Genomic DNA, 18,971 nt, shown 5'->3' with positions numbered 1-18,971 from the left:
TCCAGGAAAACGGCCCGCATGGGCCGTTTTTTGTGCCGCACTTCAAAACATTGGAGTAGATCTGAATGACAAATCTGAAGTTGTTGTTAAGGATGGTGGCAAGTTTTCTTGCGTTGCTCCTCCTGCTAATCGCGTTCGTGTTCTTTGTCAATCGCGAAGACAAATCTCCCTCCGAGGCTGCCATCAAGTTGCAGGAAATTGCGGCTGCCACTACGCCCGTCGCTGACCGTGATAATGCCTACGTTTATGTCATGGGCTTTTCCGCGCCGGACGATGCCGATGTGATGTCGGAAGGCGCAGCGCGCGTCGAACAGATGCGCAAGTCAATGGAAGCACCGGAGTCGGCTGACATCGCCGAAATGCCAGGCCAGGAGCAGCTTCAGCGAGAGCCTGCCAAAATGATAGAGCGCTATGAACGCCTGGTGGAATTCAAACAGTGGCGCGAAATTTTGACGGGTGACGCGCGCTCGCAGAGCGCAGCATTCAACCAGGTCCTCGAAGCGCAACGCATGATGTATCTCAAGGCCTTGTCGCCGGACGTCAAAGGGGGCGCCGCGGATTGCAAACGCCTGTTGGAAAAGGACTATAGGTTCTGGCGGATGGTCCTGGCAGAGAGTGCCAGCGCGAACGCCAAAATGATCGCAGCGCGCAGCATTGAACTGCATTTTGAGATGGGCAATCTTGTAGTGCGCCGTTTTCCACCAGCGTTGACGATGGTGGCGATTCCGGATGCCTGGCGGGACCCTCTCTCAAGCCGCGAACTTTCAATGGCAAAGGTGATGGCCAACGAATGGACATCTTCGGAAATGCGGCCTGACGACGAGCACTCCAAGCATTTGGCTGCAATGCTGTTCGGAAGTTTCCTGTACCAGCCACAAGCAACGAGCAATGCCAACGCCGATCGTATGCTTCGCTTGGTCGAACTGTATGGACGCGACTACGCCGCGATTCCGCAGGCGGCATCCACTTTCCTGGCGACCTATGGGATGGAGAAGAAGGCTGCCGCCGACATTGGCGTCTACAACCCGATTGGCAGGATCGTGCTCAATATGGAGGCCATGGATGCATATACCACGTATGGATTCCGGGTCGTCAATCTGGAAGGAATGCGCCGCTTGGCGTTGCTGGCGTCCCAATTGCGGAGCAGCGGCGCCAAAGGCAACGATGTGGCAGAAGGAGTCCGAACAAGCGATCTGCGCGACCCATACGATGGCAAGGAATTCGCCTGGGATCAGGAACACAGCTTCCTCTTGTTCAGCCGAGCGCTTGAAGGGAAACCGGATTTCAAGATCGCATATTAAGGTGCGATTTGGGTTGGCGAGATGGTATGCTGCCGGCATGAAAATCTCCAGCAACCCGACCCGCCAAGGCATCCGTCTACGCTGGCACTTTATGCGCTTTGCGGTGGGGGCGGCGATGCTGGCCGCCTTCTGGTTTCCAAAACATGCGGTTGATCTGCTAGCTATAGGCTTGGTGATCCTTGTTGGGGCATTTCTATCGAAAGCCAACGACGAAGACTTGCTGGTAGAGGTTTTCGATGATGGCGACAGTCTTCGGTTCGAGCTCGGAGACCTTCACCCATCTGCCCGCATGGCGGAGATTGAGAAAGTCGAGTTTAGGGACGGCGGCGACGGGATGGACAGGGTAACAGTCACGCTTGCGCATACTACGCCATTTGGTCGAGCCATCGAATTGACCCCGCAGTCGGTCTATGTCTTCGACTGGGAAGTAAGTGTCTGGTTCGCCGACCTGCAGCGTCGTGTTCAGGAAGCGAAATCCAACGCTTCAAAAATAGCTACTTGACTTCATGCCACTGGCCGTCGTCCCACCACTCGACGGCCAGAATGATCTTGACCTCATAGAAGTCGCCACTGGTCTGGCGATATATCTCAAGTCCCAAGGAGCGGGCGAGTTCAGCGTCGTATTGCCTGAATGCCTGCAGCCTCTATGCGCCGCAGGCTAACGTCTTCCGCAAGGCAGATGGCAGTCCCCATCCATTGGTGCGCGACCACGACAAGGTGCTGGGCACCTTCGAGGAGTTCGCCAAATTGGAGCGCGTGCTGGGTAACTATGGCGGTCAACTCGCCTCGATGGAGTGGGTGTTCTCGCCTCGCAGCCAGGCGGGGGGCGCAGCCGATGTTTGACCGCGATACGGGCAGCGTCGACCCAGCCGTCGTCGCCTATTGGCGTGAGAACTTCGACATCGCCCACCGCATGAAGCGTGATTGGCCGTCGCTGAAAGCCGACCTGGATGGAAAGATCCACCTTCTGGTAGGTACAGCGGATACCTTCTACCTGGACGGCTCCGCGCAAAAGCTCCAGGCTGTGATGGAAGGATTGAAGGCCAAGACTGATTTCCGCTTCATTTCGAACAAGACCCATTTTGACCTATACCAGCAGGGCGAAAACAAGATGGCTCTGCTGGATCAGATCAGTTGGGAAATGTATGCTGTAGCGCGCCCGAATTCCGATTTGAAGCCAACTGCGAAGTAGGCGATCAGGTGCTCGCCAATGCCAGCTTGGTAGCAAGCTGGTTATGGCGCTCTATGACTAGCGGCAGGTCGATGGTTTGCAGGATGCCGTCCTTGACCACCACTTTGCCGTTAATGATGCTGTAGCTGACGTTAGCCGGCGTGCAGAATACCAGCGCGGCAACCGGATCGTGCAGGGCGCCGGCAAAACCGACCTGGTCCAGCTTGAACATGACGATGTCGGCGGACATTCCGGGTTTGAGAGCGCCGATGTCGTCGCGGTTCAGTACTTTAGCGCCGCCCAGCGTGGCCAATTCCAAAGCATGGCGTGCGGTCATTGCATCGGGACCGAAGCCGACACGTTGCAGCAGCATGGCTTGCCGCACTTCACCCAGCATGTGGGCGCCATCATTCGAAGCGGAGCCGTCGACACCCAGGCCGACGGGCACGCCAGCATCGACCATCTTGCGGATTGGGGCAATGCCGGAGGCCAGGCGCATGTTCGAGCAGGGGCAGTGCGCCACGCCCGTGCCAGTCCTGGCGAACATGTAGATCCCATCATCATCGAGCTGCACACAATGGGCGTGCCAAACGTCGTGCCCGACCCAGCCGCAGTCCTCGGCGTATTCGGCCGGGGTCATCTTGAATTTCTCGCGGCTATAGGCTATGTCGTTGACGTTCTCCGCGAGATGGGTGTGCAGCGATACGCCGTGGCTGCGGGCCAGCGCTGCGGCCTCTTTCATCAGGTCGCGCGAAACGGAGAATGGGGAGCAGGGGGCGACGACGATGCGTTGCATGGCGTGGCGTTCGGTGTCGTGATAAGTCTCGATCAGGCGCTGGGTGTCGCGCAGGATCGCTTTTTCATCTTCGACCACGCAGTCGGGAGGCAAGCCGCCTTTGGACTGGCCGACGCTCATCGAGCCTCGGGCGGCGTGGAAGCGCATGCCGATTTTGGCGGCGGCTTCGATGCTGTCGTCGAGCCGGCAATCGTTGGGGTAGATGTACAGGTGGTCGCTGCTGGTAGTGCAGCCGGACAGGATCAATTCCGACATGGCAGTCAGCGTCGACGCGTGCACCATTTCGGCATCCAGGTTGGCCCAGATCGGGTAAAGGTTGGTCAGCCAGTTGAATAATTCGCCGTTTTGCGCGGTTGGGATCACACGCGTCAGGCTTTGGTACATGTGGTGGTGGGTATTGACCAGGCCGGGGACCACTACATGTCCGGTTGCCTCAATCACCTCGTCGGCCGACTGCGGCAGTTCTGCGGTCGGGCCGACTTGTTCGATGACGTTGCCGCGCACGTAGATGGCGCCATTGTCGATTTCGCGGCGCTGTTCGTCCATCGTGACAACCACGCGCGCGTTCTTGATCAGGAGAGTTTTACTCATTCAGTTTTTCTCGAAATGATTAAACACTGCGGAAACAATGCGCGGGGCAATGCGGAAACAATGTCAGGGAAAGGACCGGGCCTGCGACGTGAAGGTGCAGGCCCCGGGGAGTTTAGCCGACTTTCGGGATCAGCATCGGCTGCGGTACATCCTCTTCTTCGTCTTCGTCGTGTTCGGCAACCGGGCGGTCCGGCAGCACCAGGTTCAGTAACACGGCCACGATTGCGGCGGTGGAGATGCCGGAGCCGAAGATTTCGTGCACAAAGGCCGGCAGCTTGGACAGCAGTTCAGGACGGACCGACACGGCCAGGCCGCAGCCCACCGATACAGCGATCAGCAGGCCAGTACGCTTATCGTGTTCGACGTTCGATAGCATCTGCACACCCGCCGCAATGATCATCGCGAACATCATCAGGCCCGCGCCGCCCAGCACCGGTTGCGGGATCGTCACGACAATCGCACCAAGTACCGGGAACAGGCCGGCTGCGGCCAGGAATATACCGGTCAGCGCCACCACGTAGCGGCTTGCCACGCCAGTCAGCGAAATGACACCCACGTTCTGCGCGAAAGTCGATACCGGCGGCGCGCCCAGCACCGACACGAACGCCGAACCCAGGCCGTCGCACAGAACGCCACGGCACAGCAGCTTGCCCTTCATCTTGGTTTTGGTGGCGGAACCCAGCGCCATGAAGGTGCCGGTGGTTTCCACGATGGTGACAACATATGCCAGGGCCATCGCCAGGATGCCGCTAAGCGGGAACGTCATGCCGAAATACAGGGGCTGTGGCACGGCGAAGACTGCGGCTTTCTGGACGGCCGAGAAATTCACCAGGCCCAGTCCCAGGCACACGCAATAGCCGATCGCAATGCCGATCACCACCGCGGCGGCGGAGATGATGCCTTTGCCGAATTGGACCAGTGCGATGACGGTCGCCAGCACGAACAGGGCGATGCCAAGATTGGTCGGGTCGCCGTAATTCGCACCGGCGTTCTTGCCGCCGGCGGCCCAGTCGACTGCAACCGGCACCAGCGACAGCCCGATCATGGTCACGACCACCGCCGTTACCTGGTGCGGGAACAGCTTGCGGATCTGCGGCATGAAGAAGCTGCCGAGGATCATGATCGCGGAACCGGCAAGCGAGGAGCCCAGGATCCCGGGGACGCCATGCTCCAGGCCAACGCTGATGGCTGCACCGACAAAGGCGAAGCTGGTGCCCATCACGCAAGGCAGGCGGATGCCGACCCGGCCTACGCCGATGCATTGGATGGTGGTGACGATGCCGGAACCTAGCAGGGCAGCATTGACCAGCGCTACCACCTGGTCGGCGGGAAGCTTCAGGACTGCGCCGACAACCAGGGGGACGGCGATGATGCCGCCCAGTGCGGCCAGCATATGCTGGGCCGCCAGCAGGGCGGTTGTGATTGGCGGTGGACGGTCATCCACCTGGTATAGCAGGTTGTTCATGGTGTCTCCGTGATAGGATTTTTGTCTGAACTACTTGTTCCGGTGCTATTCGGCATGCCGCTGTGGGTCGGTTTTCGTCAGAAATGGTACTCCGCGCGGATCATCGGGGTCTTTGCCGTGCTGCCGGGGATATTATGCGGATTCCCGAATTTGTTGCGCCAGTATTGGTACTCCACGCCGACCTTGAAGCTATTCGGCTTGGCGCCCAGGTGGCCGCTCAGGTCATACATCACCTGGGCGTCGATGTTCACCTCCGGTGAAGTCTGGCCGCCGAATTCGTCCTTGCCTTTGCTGCCGATCCAGTTGGCATAGCCTTCGAAGCTGAAGCCGGAACCGAGCGGAATGCCCCAGGCGGCGTTCAACATGGCGTGCGTGTCGTATTTGTAGCGCTTGGCGATGCCCAGTGGCTGGTTGCTTTCCCACAGGCCAAGCAGGCTCACATTCAGGAAGCCCGGCACGTCCAGCATCAGGGTCGGGCCGGCAACGATCATGCGCTTGCGCGAGTTGTAGCTGTCGTCGTTCTTGGTGTTCCAGTCGAAGCCTGCGGTGATGCCAACTCCGCGTACCGGACCGAATTTGAAGTTCTTGCCGCTTACTTTGCCAAGGTCCAGGGTGTGGCGGTACAGCAGGTAGGCTTCGTGCGCGTTGTTGTCCTTGCCGTCGGAACGCAGGAAGTCCAGGTTCATGTAATTGCCGCCGTATTTGTAACCGTCGACGTAGGTCCAGTTCAGGATCTGCTTGCGGATGTCGTTCGGGTTGTACGGCTCTGCGAATTTGCTGCCGTAACGGTAGCCGATTGAAGTGTCGCTCCAGTCGGCGGCGCTGGCTGGTTGCGCGCCCATCGCCAGGGCCAGGACAGCGATGGTGCCGGCTGCCGCTACGCGTAATGCTTGCTGCATGGTGTCTCCTGTATTTTTTGATATGGAGCCCCGATTATGTCCGTGCACGTCATGGTTGATATTCATCGCCGTGTATATATCGCAATGGCCTGCCGTATATGATTTTCTTCATTCACAAGAGGAGACCATATGGGCAAACTGAGTACACACGTCCTGGATATCACACAGGGCAAGCCTGGCGCGGGCGTAAAAGTGAAGCTTTTCCGCGTTGAGGGAAACACAAAAGTGTTGTTGAAGACCGACACTACCAACCAGGACGGCCGTTGCGAAACGCCTTTGCTGACTGGCGGTGAGGTCGTGGCGGGCAAATACGAACTGGTTTTTGCGGCAGGAGACTACTTTGCTGCGCAAGGCGTGGCGCTGCCGCAACCGCGTTTCGTCGACGAGGTGATCATCGCTTTTGGCATTGCGGACACGGACGCGAACTACCACGTTCCAATCGTGGTCTCGCCGTGGGCGTATTCGACTTACCGCGGCAGCTAGGAAGGCGCCATGACTACTTTGAAAGCTTTTCGTGCCAGCATCCTTCACTTCACGGCGGATCCGGCGTTCAATGCTGGCGCACATGCGTGGCATGAAGATGGCCTGCTGGCGATCAGCGACGGCCGTGTGCTGGCCGCCGGCGATTATCAGCAGTTGAAGGGCAAGCTGCCGCCGGAAACCCAGGTGCGCGACTACCGCGGCAGGATCATCATGCCGGGTTTTATCGACACCCACATCCACTACCCGCAGACGGACATGATTGCCTCGCCGGCTCCAGGCCTGCTGCCTTGGCTGGATACCTATACTTTCCCCACCGAGCGCCAGTTCAAGGACCCGGCACATGCGGGTGAGGTGGCCGACTTCTTTGTCAGGGAGCTGCTTCGGTGCGGCACCACGACAGCCATGGTGTACTGCACCGTTCATCCGGAATCGGTGGACGCCTTCTTCGGCGCAGCGGAAGCGCGCAACCTGCGTATGGCGGCGGGCAAGGTGATGATGGACCGCCATTGCCCGGGCTTCCTGCAGGACACGGCAGAAACCGGTGCGCGCGAAAGCGAGGAGCTGATTCACCGCTGGCACAACAAGGGCCGCAATATGTACGCGCTCACGCCACGTTTTGCTCCGACTTCCACCGAAGCCCAAATGCATATGTGCGGCGAATTGGCGCGCGCGTATCCGGATACCTACGTGCAGACGCACGTGGCGGAAAATGCGGACGAAGTGGCGTGGGTGAAGTCTTTGTTCCCTGATGCACGCAGTTACCTGGACGTGTACGACAAGTACGGATTGCTGCGAGCGCGTTCGATGTATGCGCATTGCATCTGGCTGGATAACGAGGACCGCGCGCGCATGGCGGCCACCGGAACTGCCATATCCATGTGTGCCACTTCCAACCTGTTCCTGGGCAGTGGGTTGTTCGACTTCGCCGCTGCGGACCGGCAGCAGGTTGCGCTGTCGCTGGCCACCGACGTAGGCGGCGGCACTTCGTTCTCCATGCTGCAGACCATGAACGAAACTTACAAGGTGGCGCGCATGGGAGGAACCTACTTGCCGGCACTGCGCATGTTCTACATGGCGACCCTGGGCGGAGCGCGCAGCATGCAGCTTGAAGGCACAGTGGGTAACTTCGTGGCCGGCGCCGAGGCGGACTTTATCGTGCTCGATCCTAAGGCGACGCCATTGCTGGAGCGCCGAACTACACGTTGCGACAGCCTGGAGGAGTTGCTGTTTGCAATGGCCTTGCTGGGCGATGATCGCGCCATTGCTGCAACCTATGCGGCAGGCGTTCAAGTACATCAGCGCGGAGAATAAAAAAAGACGCCGGTTGGAGGACCGGCGTTAAAAGAGAAAGCCTGTACGTTGAAACTTATTGAGGCCAGATTTCGGCGAGGCGCAGGAGGTTGGTGCTGCCCGGCTGGCCGAATGGCGTGCCTGCCGCGATGGCGATCTGGTCGCCTGGCTTCACAAATCCCTCACGCAGCGCGGTACGGCAAGCTGCCGCCACCATCTCATCCACACTGTTCACATCCTGGCTCACGGTGCTATGCACGCCCCAGGCCAGTGCCAGGCGGCGCGCCGTCTCCGGCTTCGGAGTGATGCTGACAATTGGTGCCATCGGGCGCTCGCGTGCCGTGCGCAGGCTGCTATGCCCCGAAGTGGTGTATGCCACCATCGCTTTGGCGCCCATGATTCGGGCCGCGTCGCGCATGGCTGCGCTGATGGCATCGCCCTTGTTCGGCAACGGCGCCTGGTGCTGGGCCTCGATCACGGCTGGATACAGCGGGTCGCGCTCGACTTCGGAAATGATGCGGTCCATGATCGATACCGCCTGCACCGGATAGGCGCCGCTGGCCGATTCAGCCGACAGCATCACGGCGTCCGCGCCTTCATACACGGCGTTGGCGACGTCGGAAGCTTCCGCGCGGGTCGGGACTGGCGCACTGACCATCGATTCCAGCATCTGCGTAGCGACGACCACCGGCTTGCCGTGCTTGCGGCACAGGCGCACGATGCGTTTCTGCACGCCGGGCACGCGTTCGGGAGGAAGTTCAACGCCGAGATCACCGCGCGCCACCATGATGGCATCGGATACGCCGACAATTTCCTCCAGCCGGTCCAGGGCGGCTGGTTTTTCCAGCTTGGACAGCACGCCGGCACGGCCTTGCACCAGTTCCTTGGCCTGCGCCACATCTTCCGGTAGCTGCACGAAGGACAGTGCGATCCAGTCCACGCCCAGCCCGAGTGCGAACTCCAGGTCCGCCTTGTCCTTGGCGGTCAAGGCCGGGATCGGCAGCACCGCATCCGGCACGTTGACCCCTTTGCGGTCCGACAGCACACCGCCGTCCACCACGCGGGTGCGAATGGTGCTGGCGTCGCTGGCCAGGACTTCCAGCCGGATGCGGCCGTCGTCCAGCAAAAGCGACTGGCCGGCGCTGACGGCTGCAAACAGTTCAGGGTGGGGCAGGCGGACGCGCGAGGCGCTGCCCAGCGCGGGCGCCAGGTCCAGTTGGAATTCGGCGCCGGCATCCAGCGTCACTTTGCCGCCTTCGAACTGGCCGATGCGCAGCTTCGGGCCTTGCAAATCGGCCAGGATGGCGATCGGGCGGCCCAATTCCTTCTCGATGGCACGCACGATGCCGTAGCGGGCCTGGTGGTCGGCATGGCTGCCGTGGCTGAAGTTGAAGCGGAAGACGTCGGCGCCTGCTTCGAACAGTGCCTTGATGGTGGCGTATTCACTGCTTGCAGGGCCGAGGGTTGCTACGATTTTTGCTTTGCGTTCGCGACGCATATTGGTGTCTCTCTCTATTCTCAATGAATCAAAGAATCAGGATGGCGCGGAAGTCGTTCACGTTGGTGCGGGTCGGACCGCTGACCACAAGGTCGTCCAGGGCGCTGAAGAAGCTGTAAGCGTCGTTATTGGCCAGCAGGTGCTTGCCGCTGACGCCTTTCGCTTCGGCGCGGCCCAGTGAATCCGGGGCGTAGACTGCGCCGGCATTATCTTCCGAGCCGTCAATGCCGTCGGTGTCGCAGGCGATAGCATGCACGCCGGTGGCGCCTTCCATGGCCAGCGCGAAGCTGAGCAGGAATTCGACGTTGCGACCGCCGCGCCCGTTGCCGCGCACGGTGACCGTGGTCTCACCGCCGGAAAGGATCACGCAAGGGCGCTGGAACGGCTGGTTACGCGCCGCCACCTGGCGCGCCATGGCCGCATGCATCAGGCCAATGTCGCGTGCTTCGCCCTCAATCCCGTCGGACAGGATGTACGGTGTGATGCCGGCTGCGCGCGCCTTGGCAGCGGCAGCTTCCAGCGCATGTTGGGCCGTGGCGATGACGTGGTGGCTGTGACCGCCGAAGCGGGCATCGCCGGGTTTTGGCGTCTCACTGGCATCCGATTGCAGGTGTGCCAGGACGCTTTTCGGGATCTCGATCCGGTACTTGCACAAGATCGCCAGCGCTTCGGCGCTGGTGGTGGCGTCGGGCAGGGTCGGCCCGCTGGCGATCACGCGCGGATCGTCGCCCGGCACGTCCGAAATCAGCAGCGTCACCACCCGTGCCTTGCCGCAGGCCAGCGCCAGGCGCCCGCCCTTGATGGCGGACAGGTGCTTGCGCACGCAATTCATCTCGCCGATGGTGGCGCCACTTTTCAGCAGCGCCTTGTTCAGCGCCTGCTTCTCGGCCAGCGAGATGCCATCGGCCGGCAGCGCCAGGAGGGCCGAACCGCCGCCGGAAATCAGGCACAGCACCAGGTCGTTCCCGGTCAGGCCCTGTACCATTTCCAGCATGCGTGCGGCTGCCTTCTGGCCGGCGTCGTCCGGCACTGGATGGGATGCTTCCACGACTTCGATATGCTGCGTGTCCGCACCATGGCCATAGCGGGTTACCACCAGCCCGGACAACGGGCCTTGCCAGCTCTGTTCCACCGCTTGCGCCATGGCGGCGGCGCCTTTGCCGGCACCGATCACCAACGTCCTGCCGTTGGTGGGCGGCGGCGGCAGGTAGTCCTGCACCAGGTTGCGCGGATGGACCGCAGCGATGGCTGCGTTGTACAGGTCGAGCAGGAGCTCGCGTGGGGCTGGTGCGGGCGTCATATCAGGCCTGTGCGATGCGGTGGTTGGACATCAGTTCGATTGCCTGGCACAGCGCGGAGTGGTCGAGGCCTGACAAGCCGTTGGCGGCGCAGGCATTCATCAATTCCTGCGTAGCCGAGGTGTTTGGCAGCGATACGCCCAGGGCCTTGGCGCCTTGCAGTGCCAGGTTCAAATCCTTCTGGTGCAGTGCGATGCGGAAGCCAGGGTTGAAGGTGCGCTTCACCATGCGCTCGCCGTGCACTTCCAGGATGCGCGAGGATGCGAAACCGCCCATCAGCGCTTCACGCACCCTGGCAGGATCGGCGCCGGCTTTCGATGCGAACAGCAGCGCTTCCGCCACGGCCTGGATGTTCAGCGCCACGATGATCTGGTTGGCGACCTTGGTGGTCTGGCCGTCGCCGTTGCCCCCGACCAGGGTGATGTTCTTGCCCATCAGGTCAAATAGCGGCTTGACGGTGTCGAAAGCCTCCTGCGGGCCGCCAACCATGATGGTCAGCGAGGCCGCCTTGGCGCCCACTTCGCCGCCCGATACCGGGGCATCCAGGTAAGCGCAGCTCTTCTTGTTGATCTTCCTGGCGAATTCCTTGGTGGCGATCGGCGAGATGGAGCTCATGTCGACCACGATCTTGCCGGCGCTCAGGCCGGCGGCAATGCCGTCTTCGGCGAACAGGACTTCTTCCACCTGCGGGGTGTCCGGCACCATCAGGAAAATGATGTCGGCGCGCTTCGCTACTTCCATCGCCGAGGTGCAGACCGTTGCGCCGCCGTCGACCAGGTTGGCCGGCGGGTTCTTCACGTCGTGCAGGTATAGTTTGTGGCCGGCTGCCTGCAGGTGTCCTGCCATAGGGCCGCCCATGATGCCGAGGCCAATGAATCCGAGTTTTTGCATGATGCTTTCTCCTTTGGTTATTGCGCGGCCAGTTCAGCGCGCCAGCCCAGGCCTGCTTCGGTGCCGGCCCTTGGTTTGTATTCGCAGCCCACCCAGCCGTCGTAGCCGACCTGGTCGAGGAAGTTGAGCAGGTAGCGGTAATTGATTTCGCCGCTGCCCGGTTCGAAGCGGCCCGGATTGTCGGCCAGCTGGATATGCTTGATGACCGACAGGTGGTTCTTGATCGTGTTGGCCAGTTCGCCCTCCATGCGCTGCATGTGGTAGATGTCGTACTGCAGGAACAAGTTATCCGAGCCCACCGACTCAATCAGGTCCAGTCCCTGGCGGGTGCCGGACAGGAAGAAGCCAGGGATGTCGAAGGTGTTGATCGGCTCGATCAGTAGCGGGATCCCGGCCTTCTTCAGTGCCGCAGCCGCGAACTTCAGGTTGCTTACCAGGGTGGCGCGGGCATCAGCATCGGCCACGCCGTCCGGCTTGATGCCGGCCAGGCAGTTGATGCGCTGGGTGCCCAGCACGCTGGCATAGGCGAGAGCAGTTTCCACGCCCTGCTCGAATTCCGGAATGCGGTTCGGGTGGCAGGCGATGCCGCGTTCACCGCCGGCCCAATTGCCGGCCGGGAGGTTGTGCAGCACCATGTCCAGCTTGTGCCGCTCCAGTTGCTCATGCACCTGTTGCGGTTCGAACTCGTAGGGGAACAGGAACTCCACTCCCTTGAAGCCATTGCGCGCGGCGGCGCCGAAGCGTTCCAGGAAAGGCTGCTCGTTGAACAGCATGGTCAGGTTGGCAGCGAATTTTGGCATTGCAGTTCCTTATGCGGCGTCGATGATGTCATTGAATTCGTTGATGGCATTGATCTCGGTGCCCATGGCGATGTTGGTCACGCGCTCCAGGATCACTTCCACCACGACCGGCACGCTGTGCTTGGCCATCAGTTCGCGGGCCTGTTCGAAGGCCGGGATGATGTCGTCCGGCTGGTGCACGCGGATCGCTTTGCAGCCCAGGCCTTCCACCACGGCCACGTGGTCGACGCCGTAGCCATTCAATTCGGGCGCATTCACGTTTTCGAAGGACAGTTGCACGCAGAAGTCCATGTCGAAGCCGCGCTGCGACTGGCGGATCAGTCCCAGGTACGAGTTATTCACCAGCACGTGGATGTAAGGCAGCTTGAATTGCGCGCCGACGGCCAGTTCTTCGATCAGGAACTGGAAGTCGTAGTCGCCCGAAATGGCCACGATGTCGGTGGTCGGATCGGATGCGCGCACGCCCAGCGCGGCGGGAATGGTCCAGCCCAGAGGGCCGGCCTGGCCACAGTTGATCCAGTTGCGCGGCTGGTAGACGTGCAGGAATTGCGCAGCGGCGATCTGCGACAGGCCAATGGCGGACACATAGCGCGTATTGCGGCCGAAGTATTTGTTCATTTCCTCGTAGACGCGCAGCGGCTTGACCGGCACGTTGTCGTAGTCGGTACGGCGCAGCATGGTGCGCTTGCGATGCTGGCATTGCGCCACCCAGCCGGTGCGATCGCGCAGCTTGCCGGCGGCCTTCCATTCCCTGGCAACCTCGATGAACAGTTCCAGTGCATAGCCGGCGTCGGACACGATGCCCAGGTCAGGACCGAACACGCGGCCGATCTGGGTTGGCTCGATATCCACGTGCACGAAGGTGCGGCCTTCGGTGAACACGTCGACCGAGCCGGTGTGCCGGTTGGCCCAGCGGTTGCCGATGCCGATGATGAAGTCGGAGGCCAGCACGGTGGCGTTGCCGTAGCGGTGGCTGGTCTGCAGGCCGGCCATGCCCGCCATCAGCGGATGGTCGTCGGGGATGGTACCCCAGCCCATCAGGGTCGGGATCACCGGCACGTTGACGATTTCGGCGAATTCCTGAAGCAGGGCGGATGCGTTGGCGTTGATGATGCCGCCGCCGGCGGTGATCAGCGGATGCTCGGCGTCGTTCATCATCGCCAGCGCTTTTTCAACCTGGGCACGCGAGGCGCGCGGCTTGAAGGCGTCGAGCGGGGTGTAGGTCTCGGGATCGAATTCGATCTGCGCCATCATCACGTCGAACGGCAGGTCGATCAGCACCGGGCCCGGACGGCCGGAGCGCATCAGGTGGAAGGCCTGCTGGAATACGCGCGGTACCTGGGCCGGTTCCAGGACCGTGGTCGCCATCTTGGTGACCGGTTTGGCGATGGACGAGATGTCCACGGCCTGGAAATCTTCCTTGTGCAGGCGGGCGCGCGGCGCCTGGCCGGTGATGCACAGGATCGGGATCGAGTCCGCTTGCGCCGAGTACAGGCCGGTGATCATGTCGGTGCCGGCCGGGCCGGAAGTGCCGATGCAGACACCGATGTTGCCAGGGGCAGCGCGGGTGTAGCCTTCAGCCATGTGGGAGGCGCCTTCGACGTGGCGGCCCAGGATGTGCTTGATCTTGCCGTTCTTTTTCAGTGCAGCGTACAGCGGATTGATGGCGGCGCCCGGCACGCCGAACGCGACCGAAATGCCTTCCTTCTGCAGTACGTGGACAGCCGCTTCGGCTGCCGTCATTTTTGCCATGGTGGTCTCCTGATATGCATGCAAAGTCTGTTGTTGATGTTTTGTATGCTATAGGCGATGAGTTCCCCTGATAAGACGACAAAAAATCGTTTCATTCGATACTCTGGGTATGGAATAATCGAGGCATGGACAAATTGAAGCAAATCGAGGCCTTCGTGGCCGTGGTCGAGAAGGGCAGCCTGGCGCGTGCCGCGCTGGAACAGAACATCACGCCGGTGATGCTGGGGCGCCGGATCGACGCGCTGGAAAAGCGTTTGGGGGTAAAACTGATGCACCGCACCACGCGCCATTTGACGCTGACGGAGCAGGGCAATGTCTTCCTCGAAGATTGCCGCAAGCTGCTCTCTGGCCTCGACATCGCCGAGCGCAATATTTCGGAGGGGCGGCACAAGGCGACCGGCCACCTGATCGTGTCCGCGCCGGCCTCGTTCGGGCGCCAGCATGTTGCACCGCACGCGCCGGCTTTTCTGGCCGCCAATCCCGACGTGCAGATCTCGTTCAACCTGACCGACCAGGTGATCGACCTGGTGCGCGAAGGCTATGACCTGGGCATCCGCATCGGCGGCGTGATCGACCCCAGTTTCGTGGCGGTGCGGCTGGCAAAGAATCGCCGTGTTGTATGCGGCACACCGGAATACTTCGAGCGGCACGGCATTCCGCGCACGCTGGACGACCTGGCCCAGCACAACTGCCTGGCCTTCAACCTGCAGGGCGGCCAGCAGCGCGGCTGGTACTTCCAGCAGGGCGGCAAGCCCGTCACGGTAAGGGTGCAGGGGAACCTGGACTGCAACGACGGCGAGTTGCTGCACCGCTGGGCGTGCGAAAGCCTGGGACTGGCATGGCGGTCAACGTGGGAGATCCAGGCGCAACTGGCGGAGGGCAGCCTGATTACCGTGCTGGATGATTTTGCGCTGCCCGATTACGACATCATGGCCGTCTACCTGCAGCAAAGGCATCTGCCGGCGAAGATACGCTTCTTCATCGACGAATTGAAGGAAGTCTATGCGCAGCCGGGCTACTGGACTAGGCCGACAGCGCTTGTTCCGGCAAGCGTGGCTGCGACAGGAACACAGCTACTTCCGCCATCGCCTTGAACAGGGATGCCGTGAGCAGCGCGACCTGGGTGCGCGACGGGTCGTTGTCGAGATGATTGACCGGCGTCAGTTCGCGCATCAGGCGCGCGCGCACGATCTGCAGGCCGCATTGGCCAATGATGGTGGCGATGCGGGGCAACAGCTCGCGCATCTGCTGCATCGCTTCATTGCTGGCGGCGCCGATTTCCAGCACTACGCCAAGTTCTGAAGGCTCCATCTGAACCACAATCTTGCCGATGTCGGGCAAGTTCATTTCCAGGCGCAGCGCCACGCGCGGACGGCGGCGGCGCTGTTCCGGCGGACCTTCTTCCTGGCCCGGATCGCGCGCCACCACGCGCAGCGTCAGCTTTTCGGCGCCCCAGGCGTAGACCGCGAAACGCCAGGCATCCAGCTCGGACACCAGGCCCGGATACGGGCGCCCATCGCGCAGCACGGGCGGCGGCGGATCGGCCATGAACAGGCTGGAAGGGACATGGCGGCCTTCATTCTGCTGTTGCAGGGCGGCGCGCTGCTCGCCGTAGGTGCGCACCATGACTTGCCAGGACGCGGCCAGCAAATTGGTGTCGGGGGTATGCCAGACCATCTGGCGCAAGGGAAATAACTGGTTGGGCTGCATCGACAGCGCTTCCTGCGACAGCAGGGCGCCGATGGTGGCGCCCGCGGCAGCCGTGCTTCGCACCAGCTGGTTTTGCTGCGCACCTTCCATTGCCTCGATCAGGGCACCGACGGAAGCGGGCAGGCCGCTTTGCAGCGCGAACTCGGGCGTATCGCCTGGTGGCTGGGCAACCGGCGGAACCGGCTGGGCATTGACCTGGCCAGGATTCTCCCGGACCTGGCGGTCGTGGATGCTCAGGCTCGGATTGGAAGGAGTGACGCGATCGATTGCCATACAAACTGATAGTAATACGGCGATATAAAAAAAGCCAACCGCGCACGGTTGGCTTTCTCAGGCCACCTGCGGGATTACTGCAGCAGGGACAGGACCAGGGACGACTGGCTGTTGGACTGCTTCAGCATGGCGGTGCCGGCTTGCAGCAGCATCTGCGACGAAGTCATCGAAGCGGATTCGGATGCGAAGTCAACGTCCATGATGCGGCCGGTTGCGTTCTTGGTGTTGGTCGAGATGTTGGACAAGTTGTTGTAGACGTGGTCCAGGCGGTTCGACACAGCACCCAGTTTCGAGCGCAGGGCGCCAACCGAGTCAATCGCGGTTGCCAGCTTGCCGATGGTGGCGTTAGCTGCCACGGAGGTCGCGGTACCCAGTTCGGAACCAGCTGCGGCGCCGGCGCCGGTGGTGACGAAACCTGCTGCTGCTGCCAGCACGTCGGTGCCGACTTTGGTCAGTTCGGTGGTGAAGTCGCCGGTCATGGTTTCGGTCGAGTCAGCACCGATCTGGAACTTCAGGGCTGCGGTCAGCTTGCCGCCGGCGCTGTTGAACAGGGTGGTGCCGCCGAACTTGGTGTTGGCAACGATGTTCGACAGTTCGTCGGTCAGGGTGTCGAATTCCTTCTGCATCGCGGTACGGTCAGCGGAGGTGGAGGAATCGTCGGCTGCCTGGGTTGCCAGGTCTTTCATGCGGTTCAGGATGTTGGTCGATTCGTCCAGTGCGCCTTCAGCGGTTTGCATCAGGGAGATCGAGTTCTGGGTGTTGCGCATTGCCACGGTCATGCCGCTGGTCTGGGTTTTCAGACGGGTTGCAATCTGCAGGCCGGCAGCGTCGTCCATTGCCGAGTTGATACGGAAGCCGGTGCTCAGGCGGGTCATCGAAGTCGACAGGCCGGTCTGGGTGCGGGAGATCGAGTTTTGGGCGGACAGGGCCGCTGCGTTGGTGTGAAGGCTCAGCATGATAACTCCTGGGTGGTTGGTTCAAATCGAGCAGCGGGTCTTTTTCTGCGCTCTCAGAAGTACAAGACGACCGTGGGACCGGGAGCATTAAATGCCGAGTGGAAATTTTTTTGATTTTTTTTGGGTCCTTGCCAGGGTGACCATGAAAAAGGGGGCCGAAGCCCCCTTGGATCTTACATATTTGGGTAGTTCGGACCGCCGCCGCCCTCTGGCGTGATCCAGACGATGTTCTGGGTCGGGTCCTTGATATCGCAAGTCTTGCAATGGACGCAGTTCTGCGCGTTGATCTGCAGGCGGTCCTGGCCTTCGTCGGTCTTGACGAATTCGTAGACGCCGGCCGGGCAGTAGCGCGATTCCGGGCCTGCAAATTTGGCAAGGTTGACATTCACCGGCACCGAATTGTCTTTCAGCGTCAGGTGGATCGGCTGGTCTTCGGCGTGGTTGGTATTCGAGATGAACACCGACGACAGGCGGTCGAAGGTCAGCTTGCCATCCGGCTTCGGATAGGTGATTGGGCTGAACTCGGAAGCAGGGCGCAGGCAGGCGTGGTCCGGGGTCGAATGGTGCAGGGTCCACGGCGCCTTGCCGCGGAACACGATCTGGTCGATGCCGGTCATCAGGGAGCCCAGGTACAGGCCCTTCTTCAGCCATGGCTTGACGTTACGCGCCACGTGCAGCTCTTCGTGCAGCCAGGACTGTTCGAAGGCGGTCGGGTAGGCGGCCAGTTCGTCAGCCGAGCGGCCGGCGCCCAGCGCTGCCACCACGGCTTCCGCAGCCAGCATGCCGGATTTGATCGCAGCGTGCGAGCCTTTGATGCGGCTCATGTTCAGGAAACCGGCGTCACAGCCGATCAGCGCGCCGCCCGGGAACACCAGCTTAGGCAGCGACTGCAGGCCGCCGGCGGTAATGGCGCGCGCACCATAGGAGATACGCTTGCCGCCCTCGAGGAAGGTGCGGATTTCCGGGTGGGTCTTGTAGCGCTGGAATTCTTCGTAGGGCGACAGGTATGGATTCTCGTAATCCAGGCCCACCACGTAGCCGATCATGACCTGGTTGTTTTCCAGGTGGTACAGGAAGGAGCCGCCGTAAGTCTTGGTGTCCAGCGGCCAGCCGGTGGTGTGAATCACCAGGCCAGGCTGGTGCTTGGCCGGATCGATTTCCCACAGTTCCTTGATGCCGATGCCATAGGACTGTGGATCCTTGCCCTTGTTCAGGTCGTACTTGGCCATCAACTGCTTGCCCAGGTGGCCACGCGCACCTTCGGCGAACAGGGTGTACTTGCCGTGCAGTTCCATGCCGAGCTGGAAGTCAGGGCCAGGTTCGCCATCGCGCTTCACGCCCATATTGCCGGTGGCAACACCTTTGACCGAACCGTCATCGTTGTACAGGATTTCGGCGCCGGTGAAGCCAGGGAAGATTTCCACGCCCAGGGCTTCCGCCTGCTGGCCCAGCCAGCGCACCACATTGCCCAGCGAAATGACATAATTGCCGTGGTTCTCGAAACACTTCGGCAGCATGAAGTTGGGGGTCTTGAAAGCCTTGGTCTCGGTCAGAAACAGCACGCGGTCTTCGGTCACGGCGGTGTTCAGCGGAGCGCCCAGCTCTTTCCAATCAGGGATCAGTTCGGTGAGTGCTTTCGGGTCCATCACCGCGCCGGACAGGATATGGGCGCCGAGTTCGCCGCCTTTTTCCAGCACAACCACGGAAGTATCCGGATTCAGTTGCTTGATCTTGATCGCTGCCGACAGGCCAGCAGGGCCGCCGCCAACGATCACAACGTCGTACTCCATTGCCTCG

At 61.3% G+C, this 18,971-nt stretch carries 17 protein-coding genes; 6 read left to right on the top strand and 11 right to left on the bottom strand.

What is annotated here, in order from left to right; all coding sequences use genetic code 11:
- Positions 1–65 precede the first annotated feature (65 nt).
- The 3 genes from ASD58_RS19065 to ASD58_RS31880 all read left to right on the top strand — a co-directional run bounded on the left by ASD58_RS19065 (position 66) and on the right by ASD58_RS31880 (position 2,493).
- Entirely contained in the window at positions 66–1,301 is a 1,236-nt protein-coding gene (locus tag ASD58_RS19065; RefSeq protein WP_156401364.1) for a hypothetical protein, read from the top strand.
- 37 nt (positions 1,302–1,338) lie between these two features.
- A complete protein-coding gene (locus tag ASD58_RS19060; RefSeq protein WP_057262791.1) occupies positions 1,339–1,803 on the top strand; it encodes a hypothetical protein in 465 nt (154 codons plus the stop codon).
- Positions 1,804–2,136: 333 nt separating this feature from the next.
- On the top strand, positions 2,137–2,493 hold the full coding sequence (locus ASD58_RS31880; RefSeq protein ID WP_057262790.1) for a hypothetical protein: 357 nt from the start codon (positions 2,137–2,139) through the stop codon (positions 2,491–2,493).
- A 4-nt stretch (positions 2,494–2,497) separates the two neighbouring features.
- Here ASD58_RS31880 and ASD58_RS19050 read toward each other — a convergent pair whose 3' ends face one another.
- From ASD58_RS19050 to ASD58_RS19040, 3 genes are all read right to left on the bottom strand, one after another.
- Entirely contained in the window at positions 2,498–3,859 is a 1,362-nt protein-coding gene (locus ASD58_RS19050) for an 8-oxoguanine deaminase (RefSeq protein ID WP_057262789.1), read from the bottom strand.
- A 112-nt stretch (positions 3,860–3,971) separates the two neighbouring features.
- Positions 3,972–5,324, bottom strand: coding sequence for a uracil-xanthine permease family protein (locus ASD58_RS19045; RefSeq protein WP_057262788.1), 1,353 nt, complete (start codon positions 5,322–5,324; stop codon positions 3,972–3,974).
- 77 nt (positions 5,325–5,401) lie between these two features.
- A complete protein-coding gene (locus ASD58_RS19040) occupies positions 5,402–6,223 on the bottom strand; it encodes a hypothetical protein (protein WP_057262787.1) in 822 nt (273 codons plus the stop codon).
- Between the two features lie 129 nt (positions 6,224–6,352).
- On the opposite strand from ASD58_RS19040, the gene uraH reads away from it, so the two are divergent.
- A complete protein-coding gene (uraH, locus tag ASD58_RS19035) occupies positions 6,353–6,706 on the top strand; it encodes a hydroxyisourate hydrolase (protein WP_057262786.1) in 354 nt (117 codons plus the stop codon).
- Positions 6,707–6,715: 9 nt separating this feature from the next.
- Positions 6,716–8,017: a guanine deaminase gene (gene guaD / locus ASD58_RS19030; protein ID WP_057262785.1), complete on the top strand. Its 1,302-nt coding sequence runs from the start codon at positions 6,716–6,718 to the stop codon at positions 8,015–8,017.
- A 55-nt stretch (positions 8,018–8,072) separates the two neighbouring features.
- Here the strand turns inward: guaD and pyk are convergent, their stop codons facing one another.
- From pyk to gcl, 5 genes are read right to left on the bottom strand one after another with little or no spacing between them, the layout of a single operon-like run.
- Entirely contained in the window at positions 8,073–9,494 is a 1,422-nt protein-coding gene (gene pyk / locus ASD58_RS19025; protein WP_057262784.1) for a pyruvate kinase, read from the bottom strand.
- A gap of 28 nt (positions 9,495–9,522) precedes the next feature.
- Positions 9,523–10,794 (bottom strand): glycerate kinase, encoded by a 1,272-nt coding sequence (locus tag ASD58_RS19020; RefSeq protein WP_057262783.1) that lies wholly within the window; start codon positions 10,792–10,794, stop codon positions 9,523–9,525.
- A 1-nt stretch (position 10,795) separates the two neighbouring features.
- Complete coding sequence (gene glxR, locus ASD58_RS19015; RefSeq protein ID WP_057262782.1) at positions 10,796–11,683, bottom strand: 2-hydroxy-3-oxopropionate reductase; 888 nt, start codon at positions 11,681–11,683, stop codon at positions 10,796–10,798.
- Positions 11,684–11,700: 17 nt separating this feature from the next.
- Positions 11,701–12,483 (bottom strand): hydroxypyruvate isomerase, encoded by a 783-nt coding sequence (gene hyi, locus ASD58_RS19010; RefSeq protein WP_057262781.1) that lies wholly within the window; start codon positions 12,481–12,483, stop codon positions 11,701–11,703.
- A gap of 9 nt (positions 12,484–12,492) precedes the next feature.
- The gene (gene gcl, locus ASD58_RS19005; RefSeq protein WP_057262780.1) at positions 12,493–14,235 is read right to left on the bottom strand and encodes a glyoxylate carboligase; all 1,743 of its coding nucleotides are present in this window, start codon (positions 14,233–14,235) and stop codon (positions 12,493–12,495) included.
- Positions 14,236–14,360: 125 nt separating this feature from the next.
- On the opposite strand from gcl, the gene ASD58_RS19000 reads away from it, so the two are divergent.
- Positions 14,361–15,329, top strand: coding sequence for a LysR family transcriptional regulator (locus ASD58_RS19000; RefSeq protein WP_057262779.1), 969 nt, complete (start codon positions 14,361–14,363; stop codon positions 15,327–15,329).
- Here the strand turns inward: ASD58_RS19000 and ASD58_RS18995 are convergent.
- From ASD58_RS18995 to ASD58_RS18985, 3 genes are all read right to left on the bottom strand, one after another.
- Positions 15,259–16,218, bottom strand: a complete 960-nt coding sequence (locus ASD58_RS18995) for a hypothetical protein (protein WP_200951629.1) — start codon at positions 16,216–16,218, stop codon at positions 15,259–15,261. The two genes, ASD58_RS19000 and ASD58_RS18995, sit on opposite strands and share 71 nt — an antisense overlap.
- A gap of 74 nt (positions 16,219–16,292) precedes the next feature.
- Positions 16,293–17,174, bottom strand: coding sequence for a flagellin (locus ASD58_RS18990; protein WP_057262778.1), 882 nt, complete (start codon positions 17,172–17,174; stop codon positions 16,293–16,295).
- Between the two features lie 173 nt (positions 17,175–17,347).
- Positions 17,348–18,964: an electron transfer flavoprotein-ubiquinone oxidoreductase gene (locus ASD58_RS18985; protein WP_057263035.1), complete on the bottom strand. Its 1,617-nt coding sequence runs from the start codon at positions 18,962–18,964 to the stop codon at positions 17,348–17,350.
- Positions 18,965–18,971 lie beyond the last annotated feature (7 nt).

Origin of the sequence: Duganella sp. Root1480D1, from assembly GCF_001427305.1 — a bacterium.
Lineage (GTDB): Bacteria > Pseudomonadota > Gammaproteobacteria > Burkholderiales > Burkholderiaceae_D > Rugamonas.
Note: the sequence above shows the minus strand (reverse complement) of the source record. Positions and strands in the feature narration are given on the sequence as shown.

Bases quoted from the DNA above. Each gene is read 5' to 3' on its own strand.
- guaD (WP_057262785.1), top strand. From the start codon at position 6,716: ATGACTACTTTGAAAGCTTTTCGTGCCAGCATCCTTCACTTCACGGCG.
- hyi (WP_057262781.1), bottom strand. From the start codon at position 12,483: ATGCCAAAATTCGCTGCCAACCTGACCATGCTGTTCAACGAGCAGCCT.
- pyk (WP_057262784.1), bottom strand. From the start codon at position 9,494: ATGCGTCGCGAACGCAAAGCAAAAATCGTAGCAACCCTCGGCCCTGCA.
- gcl (WP_057262780.1), bottom strand. From the start codon at position 14,235: ATGGCAAAAATGACGGCAGCCGAAGCGGCTGTCCACGTACTGCAGAAG.
- uraH (WP_057262786.1), top strand. From the start codon at position 6,353: ATGGGCAAACTGAGTACACACGTCCTGGATATCACACAGGGCAAGCCT.
- ASD58_RS19050 (WP_057262789.1), bottom strand. From the start codon at position 3,859: ATGAGTAAAACTCTCCTGATCAAGAACGCGCGCGTGGTTGTCACGATG.
- ASD58_RS19000 (WP_057262779.1), top strand. From the start codon at position 14,361: ATGGACAAATTGAAGCAAATCGAGGCCTTCGTGGCCGTGGTCGAGAAG.
- ASD58_RS19045 (WP_057262788.1), bottom strand. From the start codon at position 5,324: ATGAACAACCTGCTATACCAGGTGGATGACCGTCCACCGCCAATCACA.
- ASD58_RS19065 (WP_156401364.1), top strand. From the start codon at position 66: ATGACAAATCTGAAGTTGTTGTTAAGGATGGTGGCAAGTTTTCTTGCG.
- ASD58_RS19040 (WP_057262787.1), bottom strand. From the start codon at position 6,223: ATGCAGCAAGCATTACGCGTAGCGGCAGCCGGCACCATCGCTGTCCTG.
- ASD58_RS18995 (WP_200951629.1), bottom strand. From the start codon at position 16,218: ATGGCAATCGATCGCGTCACTCCTTCCAATCCGAGCCTGAGCATCCAC.
- ASD58_RS19020 (WP_057262783.1), bottom strand. From the start codon at position 10,794: ATGACGCCCGCACCAGCCCCACGCGAGCTCCTGCTCGACCTGTACAAC.
- ASD58_RS31880 (WP_057262790.1), top strand. From the start codon at position 2,137: ATGTTTGACCGCGATACGGGCAGCGTCGACCCAGCCGTCGTCGCCTAT.
- ASD58_RS18985 (WP_057263035.1), bottom strand. From the start codon at position 18,964: ATGGAGTACGACGTTGTGATCGTTGGCGGCGGCCCTGCTGGCCTGTCG.
- glxR (WP_057262782.1), bottom strand. From the start codon at position 11,683: ATGCAAAAACTCGGATTCATTGGCCTCGGCATCATGGGCGGCCCTATG.
- ASD58_RS18990 (WP_057262778.1), bottom strand. From the start codon at position 17,174: ATGCTGAGCCTTCACACCAACGCAGCGGCCCTGTCCGCCCAAAACTCG.
- ASD58_RS19060 (WP_057262791.1), top strand. From the start codon at position 1,339: ATGAAAATCTCCAGCAACCCGACCCGCCAAGGCATCCGTCTACGCTGG.